Source organism: Pseudomonas sp. 86_A (assembly GCF_017491705.1).
GTDB classification, from domain to species: domain Bacteria; phylum Pseudomonadota; class Gammaproteobacteria; order Pseudomonadales; family Pseudomonadaceae; genus Aquipseudomonas; species Aquipseudomonas koreensis.
Map to the genome: position 1 here is coordinate 120,166 of NZ_JAFGYS010000011.1, position 14,628 is coordinate 134,793.

Genomic DNA, 14,628 nt, shown 5'->3' on the forward strand with positions numbered 1-14,628 from the left:
GAGCTTGCTCCCGCCGGGTGGCGAAGCCTCCCTGATCGTGCAATCAGATACAGCGCAGTCGCTGATTTTGCGACTGCTGCGCAGCCGAGCGGGAGCAAGCTCCCTCGCCACAGATTTATGTTCAGCCTGCCGATTGGTTTCAGGCGTTCCAAGGGGACTTGCGGATGACCTCGACGAAGTTCATCGGCTTGAACCCCGGCTCCTGATCCACCAGCACGTCGGTCTTTACGTTGCCAAACGTGGTCTGCGGACGATGGCGCAAGCCGTCGGCAAACGCGCAGATGATGCATTCCTTGAAACCTTCCCCGCGTGGATGTGCATGCACCACGGCTTCGCGCTGGGTGCTGCTGAACGCCGCGTAGTCCATGCCCAGCACGTCCATTTCCACACCAGCGGTGACCAGTGCCACGGTCGGGCGCAGATGCTTGGGCACGCCTGGCGTGGTGTGCAGGGCAATCGACAGCCAGACTTGTTCGATATCGTCATCGCTCAGCCCGTACGGCTTGAGAAACGCTGCCGCCGCGTTGGCGCCATCCACTTCAAATCGTTCGTCATCACTGCGATAGCCTTCGACCAGCCCGAGGTCGTGGAACATCGCGCCGACGTACAGCAACTCCGGGTTGTACGGCAGTTGCTGGCGCTCGCCGCTCAACGCACCGAACAGAAACACCCGGCGCGAGTGGTGGTAGAGCAGGTCGGATTCGATGTCGCGAATGTATTCGGTGGTGGCCCGGGCCAACGCGCTGTCAGGGATTTTGATGCCGGCAATGGTGCTGCTCATCTGAGAGTCCTCGTCGAAAACGCCGTTGTGGCGCCGATGGACAAAGTCTGTTCCCCGAGCCGGTAAACGGACAATCAACGCATGGCTGCGATCCTTGCCAATCGACCGGCAAATCGTGCCAACTCACTGCTTGAGCGCTTATCGCGATCCATTGTGGCGAGGGAGCTTGCTCCCGATCGGCTGCGCAGCAGTCGTAATCCGACGTTCGCGTTTTGACTGACACAATCCGGCTCAATGGTATTGGGGCCGCTTCGCCGCCCAGCGGGAGCAAGCTCCCTCGCCACAAGATCCCCAGGAGGCTTATGAACAAAACCATCGCCATCGTGGTATTCCCCGGCGTGCAGGCGCTGGATGTCAGCGGGCCGATGGATGTGTTCGCCGAGGCCAACCGGTTTCTGCCGCCAGAGGAACACTACCAGTTGGAGGTGATCGGCCTCGAACGCGGACCGATGGCTTGCTCCAATGGCCTGAACCTCAGCGCTCACCGGCAGTTCAGCGAAGCGCACGATGCTTATGACCTGCTGCTGGTGGCCGGTGGTCCACAGCTGCCGTTCATGGATTTTGGCCCCGCGTTCGACACTTGGCTGCGCGAAGCCAGCGCCCGCGCGCGGCGTTTCGGTTCGATCTGCAACGGTGCGTTCATGCTGGCGCGTGCGGGGCTGCTGGAAGGGCGCACCGTGACCACCCACTGGAACGATGCCGAAGCCTTGGCGCAGTTGTGTCCGTCGACCCGGGTCGAGGCCGATCGCCTGTATGTCGAGGACGGTGTGCTCTACACCTCGGCCGGGGTCACGGCGGGGATCGATCTGTCGCTCTACCTGCTGGCCCGCGATCACGGCGCTGAAGTGGCACTGAGCGTGGCCAAGCGGCTGGTGGTGTTCACGCAGCGCTCGGGCGGGCAGTCGCAGTTCAGCCCGTTTCTCACGCCGCATGCGGAGCCGACCTCGGCGGTGGCGATGGTGCAGTTGTATGTGCTGGCCAATCTCACCGGCGATCTGACGATTGCCGATCTGGCGAATGCGGCGAACATGAGCGCGCGTAACTTCTCCCGGGTGTTCGCCCGCGAAGCCTGGGTCACTCCGGCGGAGTTCGTCGAGCGGGCGCGGGTGGATGCGGCGCGGGTGATGCTGGAAAGCACCACGGCACCGCTGAAGACCGTGGCCTATCAGTGCGGGTTTCGTGACGCGCAGCATATGCGCAGTGTGTTCAATCGAAGGTTGGGCGTGACGCCGCAGCAGTTTCGGTTGAATTTTGCGGCGATGCTCTGAGATTTAAGGTGTTGCTGATGGCCCTTTCGCGAGCAGGCTCGCTCCCACAGGGGAATGCATTCCAAATGTGGGAGCGAGCCTGCTCGCGAAGACGTCAGCCCTGAAAACCAAAAACTATTGCGCAGCCCGCGCCGGCAACAGCTTCAACGTACTGCGGGTATTGGCCGTCACCTCTTCCTCGCTGAAGTGCGCCTGCACATACATGCCCTCGACGTACTCTTCGGCCTGATCGTCATAGTGGCTGTCGAACGGCACGCCGCTCTGGCCGACCGGGTTGATGGTCAGGCTGTGCGCCGGGTCGGCGAAGTCCACCAGGCGCCGCGTTGAAGGCCCGTAAGTCACTGGCCATGGCGCCGGGCCGAGTTTGGCCGAGAGATTGTTCGGCACTTCATGACTGCCGGGCGCGGCGAATGGCCCGACATTGACGATGCGGTCCAGCGGCTTCTGCTGCCCCAATGGGTGGCCGTGGGTCAGGGTGTGCGCGGTGCCCCATTGCCAATCGGACGGATTGTCGCCGAGGGTCTGTTTCAGATGCGCCATGCTCGCCTGCCACGCCACCTTCACGATGTCGGCGCGGGTCTCCTTGGCCGGCGTGTTGCGGTTGTCCCACCACGGCGAATCCGCGTTCGCCGCCAGGCGCGGCAGGGCGGCATCGATGACCCGGGTCGACAGCAACGTTTCGAAGAAATCGTTACCCAGTTCATCGCGCATCGCCGCATCGGCCAAGTCGTAGAGGAACTGGTTGAAGACCGTCGCGTTGACCGAATCCAGCGGATAGTCGCCTGGCCACTGCGCCAGTTGCTCGACCAGTTTCAACTGCGCCGGATCGCTCACCACTTCGCGCAACACCGGCAGCAACGGCGCCAGGGTGCGCGGGCCGTAAGCGGTGGTGGTGCCCAGTTGCAACTTCTGGTTGGCCTCGTTGCTCCACTTCACGTTCTTGTCGCTGAGCTGACGGTTGAGCTGTTGCCCGCGATCGGCCAGGTTGTAGTAACCGGGGATCTCCATTGCGGTCGGCGACAGGGGCTGGAAGTTGGCCGAGACGATGTAGCCGCGCGGCGGGTTTTCTTCCTGTGGGTTGGCGCTGAATGGGTAGTAGCCGTCCTTGTCCGCCTGATTGCTGCTGCCGTCGAGAATGAACTCCGGCTTCACCCCGGCCGGGCGCTTGGGCAACAGCGCCGAGGCCCACCAGGCGATGTCGCCCTTGGCGTTGGCGTAGACGATATTCAGTCCCGGTGCCTGCACCTTGGCTGCCGCCGCGCGGGCCTTGGTCAGGGTGTCGGCGCGGTTGAGCTGGTAGAAACCTTCGAGGATCGGATTCGGCGTTTCGAGGAACGCCCACCACATGGCGATCGGGGTCTTGCCGGCAGCGCTGCCGAGGGCGTCGTTGACGATCGGGCCGTGGGGCGACTGGCGCAGGGTCAGCGTTACCGGTGCCTGTCCCTTCACCGCGATCTGCTGCTCGCTGCTGACCAGATCGGTCCACTGACCGTGGTACCAGACCTGATTCGAGTTGTCCGGGTTGACCTTCTCGGCGATCAGATCCAGATCATCGTTCTGGAACATGGTCAGGCTCCAGCCGAAATCCAGGTTGTGGCCGAGGAACGCGAACGGCACCAGCGCCTGATGGTGGCCGTAGAGCTCAAAGCCCGGTGCCGACAGTTGCGCCTCGTACCACACCGACGGCACCGAGAAACGAATGTGCGGGTCGCCGGCCAGCAACGGTTTGCCGCTCTGGCTGCGGCTGCCGGCAATCACCCAGGCGTTGCTGCCTTCGAATTGCGGCAGGCCGTTTTCGATCAGTGCCTGTTCGCTGAGCCGGGCGAGGGCGTTGAGGTCTTTCCAGTCGCCGGCAGCCAAGGCCGGGGTCGGATGGGGGCGACCTTTGGCGAGCACGCCCTTGGGCTGCCAGTCGAGGTCGAAGACGTTGAGGTAGTCGGCGCCGAGTTGATCGCGCACGTAGGTCAACAGCGGTTCGGTGCGAAACGCCGCCGCAAAGCTGTAGGCCATGTAACCGGCGACGCTGATGCTGTCTTCGGCCGTGAACGGCCGCTTGGGGATGCCCAGCACGTCGAACTCGACTGGCGCGGCGTGGCTGTCCTGATATTGGTTGATGCCGTCCAGATAGGCTTGCAGGGCCTTCCACGCAGGGGACTGCTTATCGAGGCTGGCGACATAACTGGCGGCGCGTTCGCGGATCCGCAGGCTGCGGAACAGTTTGTCGGTGTCGAGCAGCTTCGGCCCGAGCACTTCGGCCAGCTCGCCGCGCGCCAGGCGGCGCATGGCTTCCATCTGGAACAGGCGGTCCTGGGCATGCACGTAGCCGAGGGCACGATACAGATCGGTTTCGTTTTCGGCGCGGATGTGCGGCACGCCACGCTCGTCGTAACGCACGGTCACCGAACCTTGCAGATTGCGCAGCTCCACCTGGCCCTGACGCGTCGGCTGCTTGCTATAGACGTACCCGCCGACACCGGCGAACAGGACAACGATGAGCAAGGCAAGAACGGTGAAAACGCGTTTCATGGTGACTCCTTGTGCATGCGGGATTGCCGCCCATCGGGCTGCAAACAATTAGCACAGACCTTCCGTGCCGTGCATCGCTGTCCTTGAAAAGTCCGGAATGCCTTACTGCACCACCACCGGCCACGGGCAATAACAACCGACTGCCAGGGTATGCGTGGCGTTGACCGGTCGATCAGCCATCAGCGCGTTGAGGATCGGTTCGATAAAGCTGTTGCTGGAGTTGCAGGTCAGGCCTTCGCTGTACGGGCCGAAGTACGCCAGTTTGCCGCTGCGGTCCCAGATCGCCACGGCGGGGCTGGCCGGGACCTGTTCGGAGCCGGGCAGCACCGCGATGGTTTTCAGGTTGCTCAGGGTGGCCGGCAACTGGCCGTGGCTGCCAGCCTTCTGCACGGCGAAGAATTCCACGCCGCGCGGGCCGAACTGTTCGACCATTTCCGTCAGGTGCTGTTGATTGCCAACGTTGCACGGGCAGGCCGGGTCCCAGAAGTGCACGAGGCGGACTTTGCCGGGACCTGCCAACTCATCGGGCAAGCGCAGCGAATCACCGGAAAACACTGCCGTGTGCTGACTGAATGCGCGCAGATAGCGTCCTTGAAACCAGTCGTACGCCGCCCACAGCACCCCGGCACACACAAGCGCGAGCAGGCTGGCAAACAGTGCGGTGCGGTAGGGCGAGCGCATGGTTTTTCGATCCTCGAAGGGGGGCTAGCTTGCCATGCTTGCCGCAACAGATGAATATCGCAGGCCGATAAAGTCTGTTTACCGCTTTGGAATACCCGCATGCCTGACACTTTCGATGCCGATCATTTACGCGCCAGCCTCAAGCCTTTGGCCCAGTGGCAGCCGTTGTCGGACGAGGCCAAGGCGTATCAGCGGTTCTATAAAACCGACTTCTGCGAACGTGATGTCTGGCGTGGCATGGGTCGGTTCGACGTCGATGGCTATGAACTGGTCAGCCATTGCTGGTGGCCGGAGAAGGTCAAGGGCACGCTGTTTCTGCTGCACGGTTTTTACGACCACACAGGGCTCTATCGGCATGTGATCGAGTGGGCGCTGGACCAGGATTTCGCCGTGATCGCCTGTGACCTGCCGGGGCACGGCCTGTCGAGCGGGCCGCGAGCGAGCATTCGCGATTTCTCCGAATATCAGGACACATTGCAGGCGTTGTTCGCCGAAGCCAATTCGATTGCGTTGCCGCAGCCGTGGCACCTGTGCGGACAAAGCACTGGCGCCGCGATTGTCGTCGACCACGTACTCAACCATGGCGAGAACAGCCCGGCGCAGGGGCAGTTGATCCTGTTGGCGCCGCTGGTGCGTCCGCGCGCCTGGGGCTGGTCGCAGCTCAGTTACTACCTGCTCAGGCCTTTCGTCCGCGGCGTCACCCGGCGCTTCAGCGAGAACTCCAACGACCCGGCCTTTCTGCCGTTCCTGCAGGCCGATCCGTTGCAGCCCAAACGCTTGCCGACAGCGTGGGTCGGCGCACTGTCGCGCTGGATCATCCGTGTCGAACATGCGAAAAAAAGTCCGCGGCGGCCGCTGATCATTCAGGGGCAGGCGGACATGACTGTGGACTGGCAGCACAACTTGCAGGTGATGAAATGGAAGTTCGATCGGCCGCAGATTCTGCTGCTGCCGGAGGCGCGGCATCATCTGGCGAATGAGACGCTGGAGATGCGCGAGGAGTATTTCGAGTTTCTGAACAAGCGGATCAGGGGGCGGAATCTCTAGTGCCTTTGAGGGCCTCTTCGCGAGCAGGCTCGCTCCTACAATTGATCGCGGTCTCCTGTAGGAGTGAGCCTGCTCGCGATGACGGTCTGACAGTTGATGAAGATCACTGGCCAAGGTTCGAGGAGCTTTGCCCCACCGCCAGCCCCGCCCGAATCGCCGCCAGCGCCGCTTGATAGTAAGCCTTGCCCTCGCTGGATTCGGCAAAGGTCGCGAACTGCTCCAGTTCGTCATCCGACAGATCGCGATAAACGTAGAGCAGCGTGTTGTTCAGGTCGGCGCCGATCTGATCCATCAGGCGCTGGCGCTGACCGTTCAACATGCCTTGCGCCTGACCGCCGCCAAGCAGGCCGGGAATCATCGAACTCAAACTGTCCGCCGCCACCCCGGCAATCGCCAGGCTGACTTCGGCGCCGGCCTCGCGTGCCGGCAGCGCTTGGGCCAGATGGCCGATGATCAGCAGGCGGCTATCGCTGGCCTGCATCTTCGGCAGGCCCTTGGCGTTTTTCGCCAACTGATCGCGACGGGTCGCGAGCAATTCAGCGGCGACGATTTTCTTGCCCAGCGGCGATTGAAAAAAGGTCAGCGCCGGTTGGGGATCGGCGAGGTGCTGGCGCAGTTGCGCTTCGGCACGCTGGTCCATGGCCTGAGGGGCAAAGCGCTGGTTGCTGTTGTTGACCAGGGCTTGAAACACCGCAGGCGGCAGACTGCCCTGGTAGCGCTGCTGCGCGGCACTCAGGGCATCATTGAAATGCGCACGTTGATCTGGCCAGCCGGCGATCTTGTACAGCTGATCGTGGCCGTCCGCCCAGGCGGGCAAAACGCAGAACATCAACAGTGAAAAAAGCAAACGGCGCATAGGGACTCCTGTCAGCAGCGGACTATTCTCCGTGCGGTGCCGGTACTTGTCGAGAATTCGTAGCAAGCCGCTGCGTGGCTCTGTCGGATTTCTTGCCGCCGGCATACTATGCGCGCCATGCAAATATCCTCCGAACACCCGCTGCTGTTACGCATCGTCGACGACCTGGCCGAACACGGCTGGTCGCAGCAGAACATTTTCCTGCCCGCGGGTTTGACCCGTGAGCTGGCGGCCGAGTGCCGCAAACGTGAGGCCGAGGGCGAGCTGGCGCCGGCGGCGGTGGGGCGTGGGCCGTTTTCGGAGATTCGCGAGGGGATTCGTGGCGACCACATCCAGTGGATCGACCCGGGCCAGGCCGAGTCTAGCGACCATTATCTGAACCTGATGGACAGCCTGCGCGAAGCACTCAATCGCGGGTTGTTCCTGGGGCTTGAGGATTTCGAGTGCCATTTCGCCCTGTATCCGCCGGGTGCGTTTTACCGCAAGCACGTCGACCGTTTTCGCGATGACGACCGCCGCATGGTCTCGGCGGTGGTCTATCTCAATGACGCGTGGCTGCCGGAAGACGGCGGTCAGTTGCGCATGTATCTGGGCGAAGACCGGGTGCATGACGTGCAACCCACTGGCGGCTGTCTGGTGGTGTTCCTCTCTGGCGAGGTGCCGCACGAAGTGCTGCCGGCTCACCGCGAGCGCCTGTCGCTGACCGGTTGGTTCCGCCGCCGTGGCAACGAGCCGTTCTGATATGCAGAAGATTCTGGTCAGCCGCTGCCTGTTGGGCCATCGCGTGCGTTACGACGGCGGGGCCAGCGGGCCGTTCGATCTGCTTGAACAGTGGATCGCCGAAGGGCGCGTGGTGCCGCTGTGTCCGGAAGTCGCCGGTGGTTTGCCGACGCCACGGGCGGCGGCGGAGATTCCCGGAGGGCAGGGTGGTGAAGTGCTCGATGGCATCGCGGCGGTGATGACCACCGAAGGCGAGGACGTCAGCGCGCAGTTTCTCGATGGCGCACGACAGGCGCTGGCGTTGGTGCAGAAACACGGCATCCGAGTGGCGGTGCTCAAGGCCAACAGTCCTTCTTGCGGGAATTTGCTGACCTATGACGGGACGTTCAGCGGCGTCAAAGTCTCCGGCGAAGGCGTGACGGCTGCGCTGCTCAAACGGCACGGGGTGCAGGTGTTCAGTGAGCTCGACCTGTCTGAGGCCGCAGTCGCCCTGACCCAACTCGACTGAAAGCCCACCGTAGACCCCCTGTAGGAGTGAGCCTGCTCGCGATAGCGGTCTATCAGCACATAAATGAATGACTGACAGACCGCTATCGCGAGCAGGCTCACTCCTACAGGGTTTGTGTATTCATTTGGACTCGGTGAACCACTTCTGCGACAACGCCGCCAATCGCCCATCCGCCTTGATCCGCTGCATCGCACCTGCAAGGCTGGCCTGAAACGCCGGATTACCCTTCTGGAACGGAATCGCCAACTGCACGGGCGTCGCCGCTTTCGGTTTCTCTTCAGTCAACGCCTGCACCAGCACTATCGGCCGTGGCTGCTCGTCCTTCTTCGCCAGCAGTTGCGAATCGACCTGGCGGTAGGACTCGCTGAAGTCGAAACGATCCTTGAGTTCAGGTGTCATTGCTATGTGATTGAGCGCAACGTCGTACTTGCCGCTTTCAACGCCCTGGAGCAGGTCGGCTTCGTCAGTGACGATGAAGTCGGCGCGCACATCCAGCTCGTTGGCCAGCAGTTGCCCCAGCTCGACCTCGAACCCCGTGAGAGTGTCGCCGTCCTTGAAATTGAAGGGCGGTGTATTAGCCTCAAGGGCTATGCGCAACTCGCCACGGTCGTTGACGTCATCAATCAGTTCGGCGTGAGCCAGAGGGCTCAGAAGGGGTAGCAGGCAGATCAGGCCAGGCAGAAAACGCATGGTCACTCCTTTGAAATCATTATCGCGATGCTCTGATTCAGGCTCGCTTTGCTATGGTTGTCGAGTGCCTTCGACAACGAATGGTCATGAAGTTGTCATGACCGTGCGGATTTTACGGAAAAACTGGAGAAGAGAATGAAAACGTTTATGTCACGAGCAGCCTTGGCTGGCCTGTTGATGGGTGTTTCAGTGCTGGCCAGTGCAGCGACCCCGGCCCCGAAAGGCGCCGAAGTGTTCATCGTTTCTCCCGAGGACGGAGCCACGGTGTCTCAGGAGTTCAAGGTCAAGTTCGGCGTCAAGGACATCGCGCTGGCCCCGGCCGGTGATGTCACCAAAAACACCGGTCACCACCATCTGCTGATCGACGTCGACAAGCTGCCAGCGGCGGGCGCACCGATTCCGAATGACGCGAACCACATGCACTTCGGCAAGGCGCAGACCGAGGCCACGATCAAACTGGCACCGGGCAAGCACACCCTGCAGCTGGAACTGGGCGACAGCGGCCACATGCCGTTCGAGCCGCCGATCGTCTCGAAGAAAATCACCGTCAACGTCGAATGATTGTTCGTCGTGCATGAAAAAGGGAGCCCGAAGGCTCCCTTTTTTTGTCGCTCAGCGTTCGATCAGAACAGCACGCGGCTACGGATGGTGCCGTTGACGTGTTGCAGCTTCTCTTGCGCCAGCTCCGAGTACTCGGCGTCGACGTCGATCACCACGTAGCCAACCTTCTCGTTGGTCTGCAGGAACTGACCGGAGATGTTGATGCCGTTTTCGGCGAAGACCTTGTTGATCTCGCTCATCACACCCGGGATGTTCTCGTGGATGTGCAGCAGGCGGTGCTTGCCAGGGTGAGCCGGCAGGGCCACTTCCGGGAAGTTCACCGACGAAACGGACGTGCCGTTGTCGCTGTACTTGACCAGTTTTTCCGCCACTTCCAGACCGATGTTGGCTTGCGCTTCGGCGGTCGAACCACCGATGTGCGGGGTCAGGATCACGTTGTCCAGGCCACGCAGCGGGCTTTCGAACTCTTCGTCGTTGGAGCGTGGCTCCACCGGGAATACGTCGATGGCTGCGCCGATCAGGTGCTTGTCCTTGATCGCGTCCGCCAGGGCGTCCAGCTCGACCACGGTGCCGCGCGCGGCATTGATCAGGATGCCGCCCTTCTTGATCGCGCGGATTTCCTTCTCGCCGATCATCCACTGGGTCGCAGCGGTTTCCGGAACGTGCAGGGTGACGATGTCGGACATGCCCAGCAGCTCGTGCAGGTTGCCGACCTGAGTGGCGTTGCCCAGCGGCAGCTTGGTTACGGTGTCATAGAAGAACACCTGCATGCCCAGGCCTTCAGCCAGAACCGACAACTGAGTACCGATCGAGCCGTAGCCGACGATGCCCAGTTTCTTGCCACGGATCTCGAAGGAGTTGGCTGCGGATTTGATCCAGCCGCCACGGTGGCAGGAAGCGTTTTTCTCAGGGATGCCGCGCAGCAGCAGGATGGCTTCGGCCAGCACCAGTTCCGCTACGGAACGGGTGTTGGAGTACGGCGCGTTGAACACGGCGATACCGCGCTCGCGGGCAGCACTCAGGTCAACCTGGTTGGTGCCGATGCAGAAACAGCCGACCGCCACCAGCTTCTTCGCGTGATCGAAGATCTCTTCGGTCAGTTGGGTGCGCGAACGAATGCCGATGAAGTGAGCGTCAGCGATCTTTTCCTTGAGCTCGGCTTCCGGCAAGGAGCCTGTCAGGTATTCGATGCTGGTGTAGCCCGCCGCCTTGAGGACGTCGACAGCCGATTGGTGGACGCCTTCGAGAAGAAGGAACTTGATCTTGCTCTTATCGAGAGAAGTCTTGCTCATCTGCGTAAACCTGTATCCCGGAGAAAAATGGCAGGGAGGGGAGCAGCCTGGAGCTGACCCGCACGGCAAGAAAGCCGTCACCGCAGAACTGGCCTTGGGCACTGGCCTGCGGGGTCGGTATGCTAGCATAGCCACCCCGCGAAACACTCATTCCTGCGACGTGAAGCGTCTTCAGGATGACCATGAATTGTTCGAGAGTTCTGTCGATGACCAATCCTGCCCTGATTGATGAACTGAAGACCCTGGTCGAGCCTGGCAAGGTCCTGACCGACGCCGACTCCCTGAATACGTACGGCAAGGATTGGACCAAGCACTTCGCCCCCGCGCCGAGCGCCATCGTGTTTCCCAAGACCATCCAGCAGGTGCAGGCTGTTGTCCGCTGGGCCAATGTCCACAAAGTGGCGCTGGTACCGTCGGGCGGGCGCACCGGGCTTTCTGCCGCCGCCGTCGCCGCCAATGGCGAAGTGGTGGTGTCGTTCGACTACATGAACCAGATTCTCGACGTGAACCTCACCGACCGTACCGCCGTGTGCCAGCCCGGCGTGGTCACCGAGCACTTGCAGAATGTCGCCGAAGAAAACGGCCTTTACTACCCGGTGGACTTCGCTTCGGCTGGTTCCAGTCAGATTGGCGGCAATATCGGCACCAATGCCGGCGGGATCAAGGTGATTCGCTACGGTATGACCCGCAACTGGGTCGCCGGCCTGAAAGTGGTGACCGGCAAGGGCGAGGTGCTGGAGCTGAACAAGGACCTGATCAAGAACGCCACCGGTTACGACCTGCGCCAGCTGTTCATCGGCGCCGAAGGCACCCTCGGCTTTGTGGTCGAGGCGACCATGCGCCTGGATCGCGCGCCGAAAAACCTCACCGCCATGGTCCTCGGCACCGCCGACTTCGACTCGATCATGCCGGTGCTGCACGCATTTCAGGGCAAGCTCGACCTGACCGCGTTCGAATTCTTCTCCGACAAGGCCTTGGCCAAAGTGCTGGGCCGTGGCGATGTGCCGGCGCCGTTCGAGACCGAGTGCCCGTTCTACGCATTGCTGGAATTCGAAGCGACCAGCGAAGAAGTGGCCAACACCGCGCTGGAAACTTTCGAGCACTGCGTCGAGCAGGGCTGGGTACTGGACGGCGTGATGAGCCAGAGCGAAACGCAGTTGCAGAACCTGTGGAAGCTGCGCGAATACATCTCCGAAACCATCTCGCACTGGACCCCATACAAGAACGACATTTCGGTCACCGTGTCGAAAGTGCCGGCCTTCCTGCAGGAAATCGATGCGATCGTCGGCGAACACTATCCGGATTTCGAAATTGTCTGGTTCGGCCACATTGGCGACGGCAACCTGCACCTGAACATCCTCAAGCCGGATAACCTGAGCAAGGACGAGTTCTTCGCCAAGTGCGCGACCGTCAACAAGTGGGTGTTCGAAACCGTCGAGAAGTACAACGGCTCGATTTCCGCTGAACACGGCGTGGGCATGACCAAGCGCGACTACTTGACGTACAGCCGTTCGCCGGTCGAAATCGAGTACATGAAAGCGGTCAAGGCGGTGTTCGATCCGAACGGCATCATGAACCCGGGCAAGATCTTCGCGGTTTGATTGGCAATCCCTTGAATCAATGAAGGCAGGAGTCGGTAAATGAGCTATCAGCACCAGTATGTCGACGGCACACGCATTCACTTCCCGATCGGGAAAGTGGTGTGCATCGGGCGTAACTACGCCGAACACGCCAAGGAACTGGACAACCCGGTCCCGACCGAACCGTTGCTGTTCATCAAGCCGGGCAGTTGTGTGGTGCCGCTGGAAGGCGGGTTCAGCATTCCGACCGAGCGCGGTTCGGTGCACTACGAAGCGGAAATCGCCGTGTTGATCGGCAAGCCGTTGTCGACCAAGCCGAGCCGCGAAGAAGTGCTGGACGCGATCTCCGGTTTCGCCCCGGCGCTGGACCTGACCCTGCGCGACAAGCAGGCCGAGCTCAAGTCCAAAGGCCTGCCGTGGGAAATCGCCAAATCGTTCGACGGCGCCGCGGTGATTGCCCCGTTCGTGGTCGGCAGCACCTTCGCTGACCTGACCGATATCGGTATTCGCCTGACCATCAACGGTGAAGTGCGTCAGGACGGCAACAGCAGCGCGATGCTCAACCCGATCGTGCCGATGATCCAGCACATGGCCGGCTGCTTCTCGCTGCAGGCCGGCGACGTGATCCTCACCGGCACCCCGGTGGGCGTCGGCCCGCTGAATGTCGGCGACGACATCGTGCTGGAGCTGGTTGGCGCGAGCCGCTTCACCAGCAGCGTGCGCTGACCGAACGCATCCGATACACAGCAACTGTGGCGAGGGAGCTTGCTCCCGCTGGACTGCGCAGCAGGCCCGTGCTTTTTGAAGTGAAAAGCAGGGTCGCTTCGCACCCCGGCGGGAGCAAGCTCCCTCGCCACACGTGTCCACTGATCCTTTGTTATGTGCCGTGGCCCGCAACGGTGCAGGGCAATCCCGCCATTTGCCGTTTTTTTCACATTCTGTCCGGATAATTCCTCTCATTCTGGCGTCTGAGCCGGCCTCTTTATGCTATTACCCATAGCCTGAATTTTCGGAACGCGTCCCTGATGTCAGCTCAAACTCAGCTCAATCCTCCTCGTCGCTCACGTTTCGCCCTGCGCTGGTATGTCTGGCTGTTGCTGGTGCTCGCCGTCGCTTATGGCCTGGCATTCGCCATGCATTGGGACGACCGTGGGCTGCTGTGGGTGCGCGAGCGTTTCGAGAGCCAGGCCGAGCAGAAAGCCAGCATCTGGTTACCGGACTATCGGGCGGTGATCGACGGCAAACTGCTGCCGGGCATGGAAAAGGACGAGGCGTCGGACCTGTCCTACAACCCACAAACCAAAACCCTGTTTTCGGTGATGGGCAAGAACCCGTTCCTGGTCGAACTGACCCTGCAGGGTGATGTGCTGCGCAAAATGCCGTTGGTAGGCTGGATCAACCCGGAAGGCGTGACCGTGATGGAAAACGGCCTGATGGCGATCGTCGACGAGCGCGAACACCTGCTGACCATCGTCAAGGTCGATGCCAACACCCGCGAGCTGAATATCGCCGACTTCCCGAAATACGACCTCGGCCCGTCGAAAAACCAGAACAAGGCGTTCGAAGCGATCACCTGGGATCCACGCAACCAGCAACTGTTGCTGGGCGAAGAGCGCCCGCCGGCGCTGTTTAACTGGAAAAGCGACGGCAGTCAGCTCCTCAAGGGCGACAAGCAGAAGCTGGCCAGCAATGAGCTGGATATCCGGAATCTCTCGGCGCTGGCCATTGACCCGCGTACCGGCCACACCCTGGTGCTGTCCGCCGACTCGCACCTGCTGCTGGAGCTGGACGAGAAGGGCGATCAGGTCAGCTTCATGACCCTGCTCGGCGGCTTCAACGGTTTGAAGAACACCATTCCCCGCGCCGAAGGCGTGACCATGGACGACGCCGGTACGCTGTACATGGTCAGCGAGCCGAACCTGTTCTACCGCTTCGAAAAGCAGAAATAACAGCCTTTCACCGGTCCTCATGCAGGAGCTGCCGCAGGCTGCGATCTTTTGATTTTGTTTTTTAGAATCAACGTCAAAAGATCGCAGCCTTCGGCAGCTCCTACACGGTTCTGTTGTGGCCAAGGGCAAGTGGCCATTAAGCTTCAGTTCAGACAGGCGTGATATTTCA

General features: G+C 61.4%; 14 protein-coding genes. 8 read left to right on the forward strand and 6 right to left on the reverse strand.

Annotated features, from left to right (window positions below):
* Positions 1 to 139: 139 nt before the first annotated feature.
* Positions 140 to 781, reverse strand: a complete 642-nt coding sequence (locus J5M57_RS18060) for an HD domain-containing protein (RefSeq protein ID WP_207848353.1) — start codon at positions 779 to 781, stop codon at positions 140 to 142.
* A gap of 302 nt (positions 782 to 1,083) precedes the next feature.
* Between J5M57_RS18060 and J5M57_RS18065 the strand changes: the two genes are divergently transcribed.
* Entirely contained in the window at positions 1,084 to 2,049 is a 966-nt protein-coding gene (locus J5M57_RS18065) for a GlxA family transcriptional regulator (protein WP_207848354.1), read from the forward strand.
* 114 nt (positions 2,050 to 2,163) lie between these two features.
* Here J5M57_RS18065 and J5M57_RS18070 read toward each other — a convergent pair whose 3' ends face one another.
* Together J5M57_RS18070 and J5M57_RS18075 are read right to left on the reverse strand one after the other, a co-directional pair.
* Complete coding sequence (locus J5M57_RS18070; RefSeq protein WP_207848355.1) at positions 2,164 to 4,575, reverse strand: penicillin acylase family protein; 2,412 nt, start codon at positions 4,573 to 4,575, stop codon at positions 2,164 to 2,166.
* Positions 4,576 to 4,677: 102 nt separating this feature from the next.
* A complete protein-coding gene (locus J5M57_RS18075) occupies positions 4,678 to 5,256 on the reverse strand; it encodes a DUF6436 domain-containing protein (RefSeq protein WP_064589705.1) in 579 nt (192 codons plus the stop codon).
* Positions 5,257 to 5,355: 99 nt separating this feature from the next.
* On the opposite strand from J5M57_RS18075, the gene J5M57_RS18080 reads away from it, so the two are divergent.
* Positions 5,356 to 6,303 carry an alpha/beta hydrolase gene (locus J5M57_RS18080; RefSeq protein ID WP_207848356.1) on the forward strand — a complete coding sequence of 316 codons (948 nt, stop codon included), beginning with the start codon at positions 5,356 to 5,358 and terminating at the stop codon, positions 6,301 to 6,303.
* Between the two features lie 103 nt (positions 6,304 to 6,406).
* On the opposite strand, the gene J5M57_RS18085 is transcribed toward J5M57_RS18080, so the two are convergent.
* On the reverse strand, positions 6,407 to 7,159 hold the full coding sequence (locus J5M57_RS18085) for a DUF2059 domain-containing protein (RefSeq protein WP_207848357.1): 753 nt from the start codon (positions 7,157 to 7,159) through the stop codon (positions 6,407 to 6,409).
* Positions 7,160 to 7,267: 108 nt separating this feature from the next.
* Between J5M57_RS18085 and J5M57_RS18090 the strand changes: the two genes are divergently transcribed.
* On the forward strand, positions 7,268 to 7,900 hold the full coding sequence (locus tag J5M57_RS18090) for a 2OG-Fe(II) oxygenase (protein ID WP_169843374.1): 633 nt from the start codon (positions 7,268 to 7,270) through the stop codon (positions 7,898 to 7,900).
* Position 7,901: 1 nt separating this feature from the next.
* Positions 7,902 to 8,387, forward strand: a complete 486-nt coding sequence (locus J5M57_RS18095; RefSeq protein WP_207848358.1) for a DUF523 domain-containing protein — start codon at positions 7,902 to 7,904, stop codon at positions 8,385 to 8,387.
* Positions 8,388 to 8,507: 120 nt separating this feature from the next.
* On the opposite strand, the gene J5M57_RS18100 is transcribed toward J5M57_RS18095, so the two are convergent.
* Positions 8,508 to 9,077 (reverse strand): transporter substrate-binding domain-containing protein, encoded by a 570-nt coding sequence (locus J5M57_RS18100; RefSeq protein WP_207848359.1) that lies wholly within the window; start codon positions 9,075 to 9,077, stop codon positions 8,508 to 8,510.
* Positions 9,078 to 9,212: 135 nt separating this feature from the next.
* Here J5M57_RS18100 and J5M57_RS18105 point away from each other — a divergent pair, with 135 nt between their 5' ends.
* Entirely contained in the window at positions 9,213 to 9,638 is a 426-nt protein-coding gene (locus J5M57_RS18105) for a DUF4399 domain-containing protein (RefSeq protein ID WP_064589699.1), read from the forward strand.
* 62 nt (positions 9,639 to 9,700) lie between these two features.
* Here J5M57_RS18105 and serA read toward each other — a convergent pair whose 3' ends face one another.
* Positions 9,701 to 10,930, reverse strand: a complete 1,230-nt coding sequence (gene serA / locus J5M57_RS18110) for a phosphoglycerate dehydrogenase (RefSeq protein WP_003229219.1) — start codon at positions 10,928 to 10,930, stop codon at positions 9,701 to 9,703.
* A gap of 206 nt (positions 10,931 to 11,136) precedes the next feature.
* Here serA and J5M57_RS18115 point away from each other — a divergent pair, with 206 nt between their 5' ends.
* The 3 genes from J5M57_RS18115 to J5M57_RS18125 all read left to right on the forward strand — a co-directional run bounded on the left by J5M57_RS18115 (position 11,137) and on the right by J5M57_RS18125 (position 14,459).
* The gene (locus tag J5M57_RS18115; RefSeq protein ID WP_207848360.1) at positions 11,137 to 12,531 is read left to right on the forward strand and encodes an FAD-binding oxidoreductase; all 1,395 of its coding nucleotides are present in this window, start codon (positions 11,137 to 11,139) and stop codon (positions 12,529 to 12,531) included.
* Between the two features lie 39 nt (positions 12,532 to 12,570).
* Positions 12,571 to 13,236: a fumarylacetoacetate hydrolase family protein gene (locus J5M57_RS18120; RefSeq protein WP_064589697.1), complete on the forward strand. Its 666-nt coding sequence runs from the start codon at positions 12,571 to 12,573 to the stop codon at positions 13,234 to 13,236.
* Between the two features lie 299 nt (positions 13,237 to 13,535).
* Complete coding sequence (locus tag J5M57_RS18125) at positions 13,536 to 14,459, forward strand: SdiA-regulated domain-containing protein (RefSeq protein ID WP_207848361.1); 924 nt, start codon at positions 13,536 to 13,538, stop codon at positions 14,457 to 14,459.
* The last annotated feature ends 169 nt before the right edge of the window (positions 14,460 to 14,628 follow it).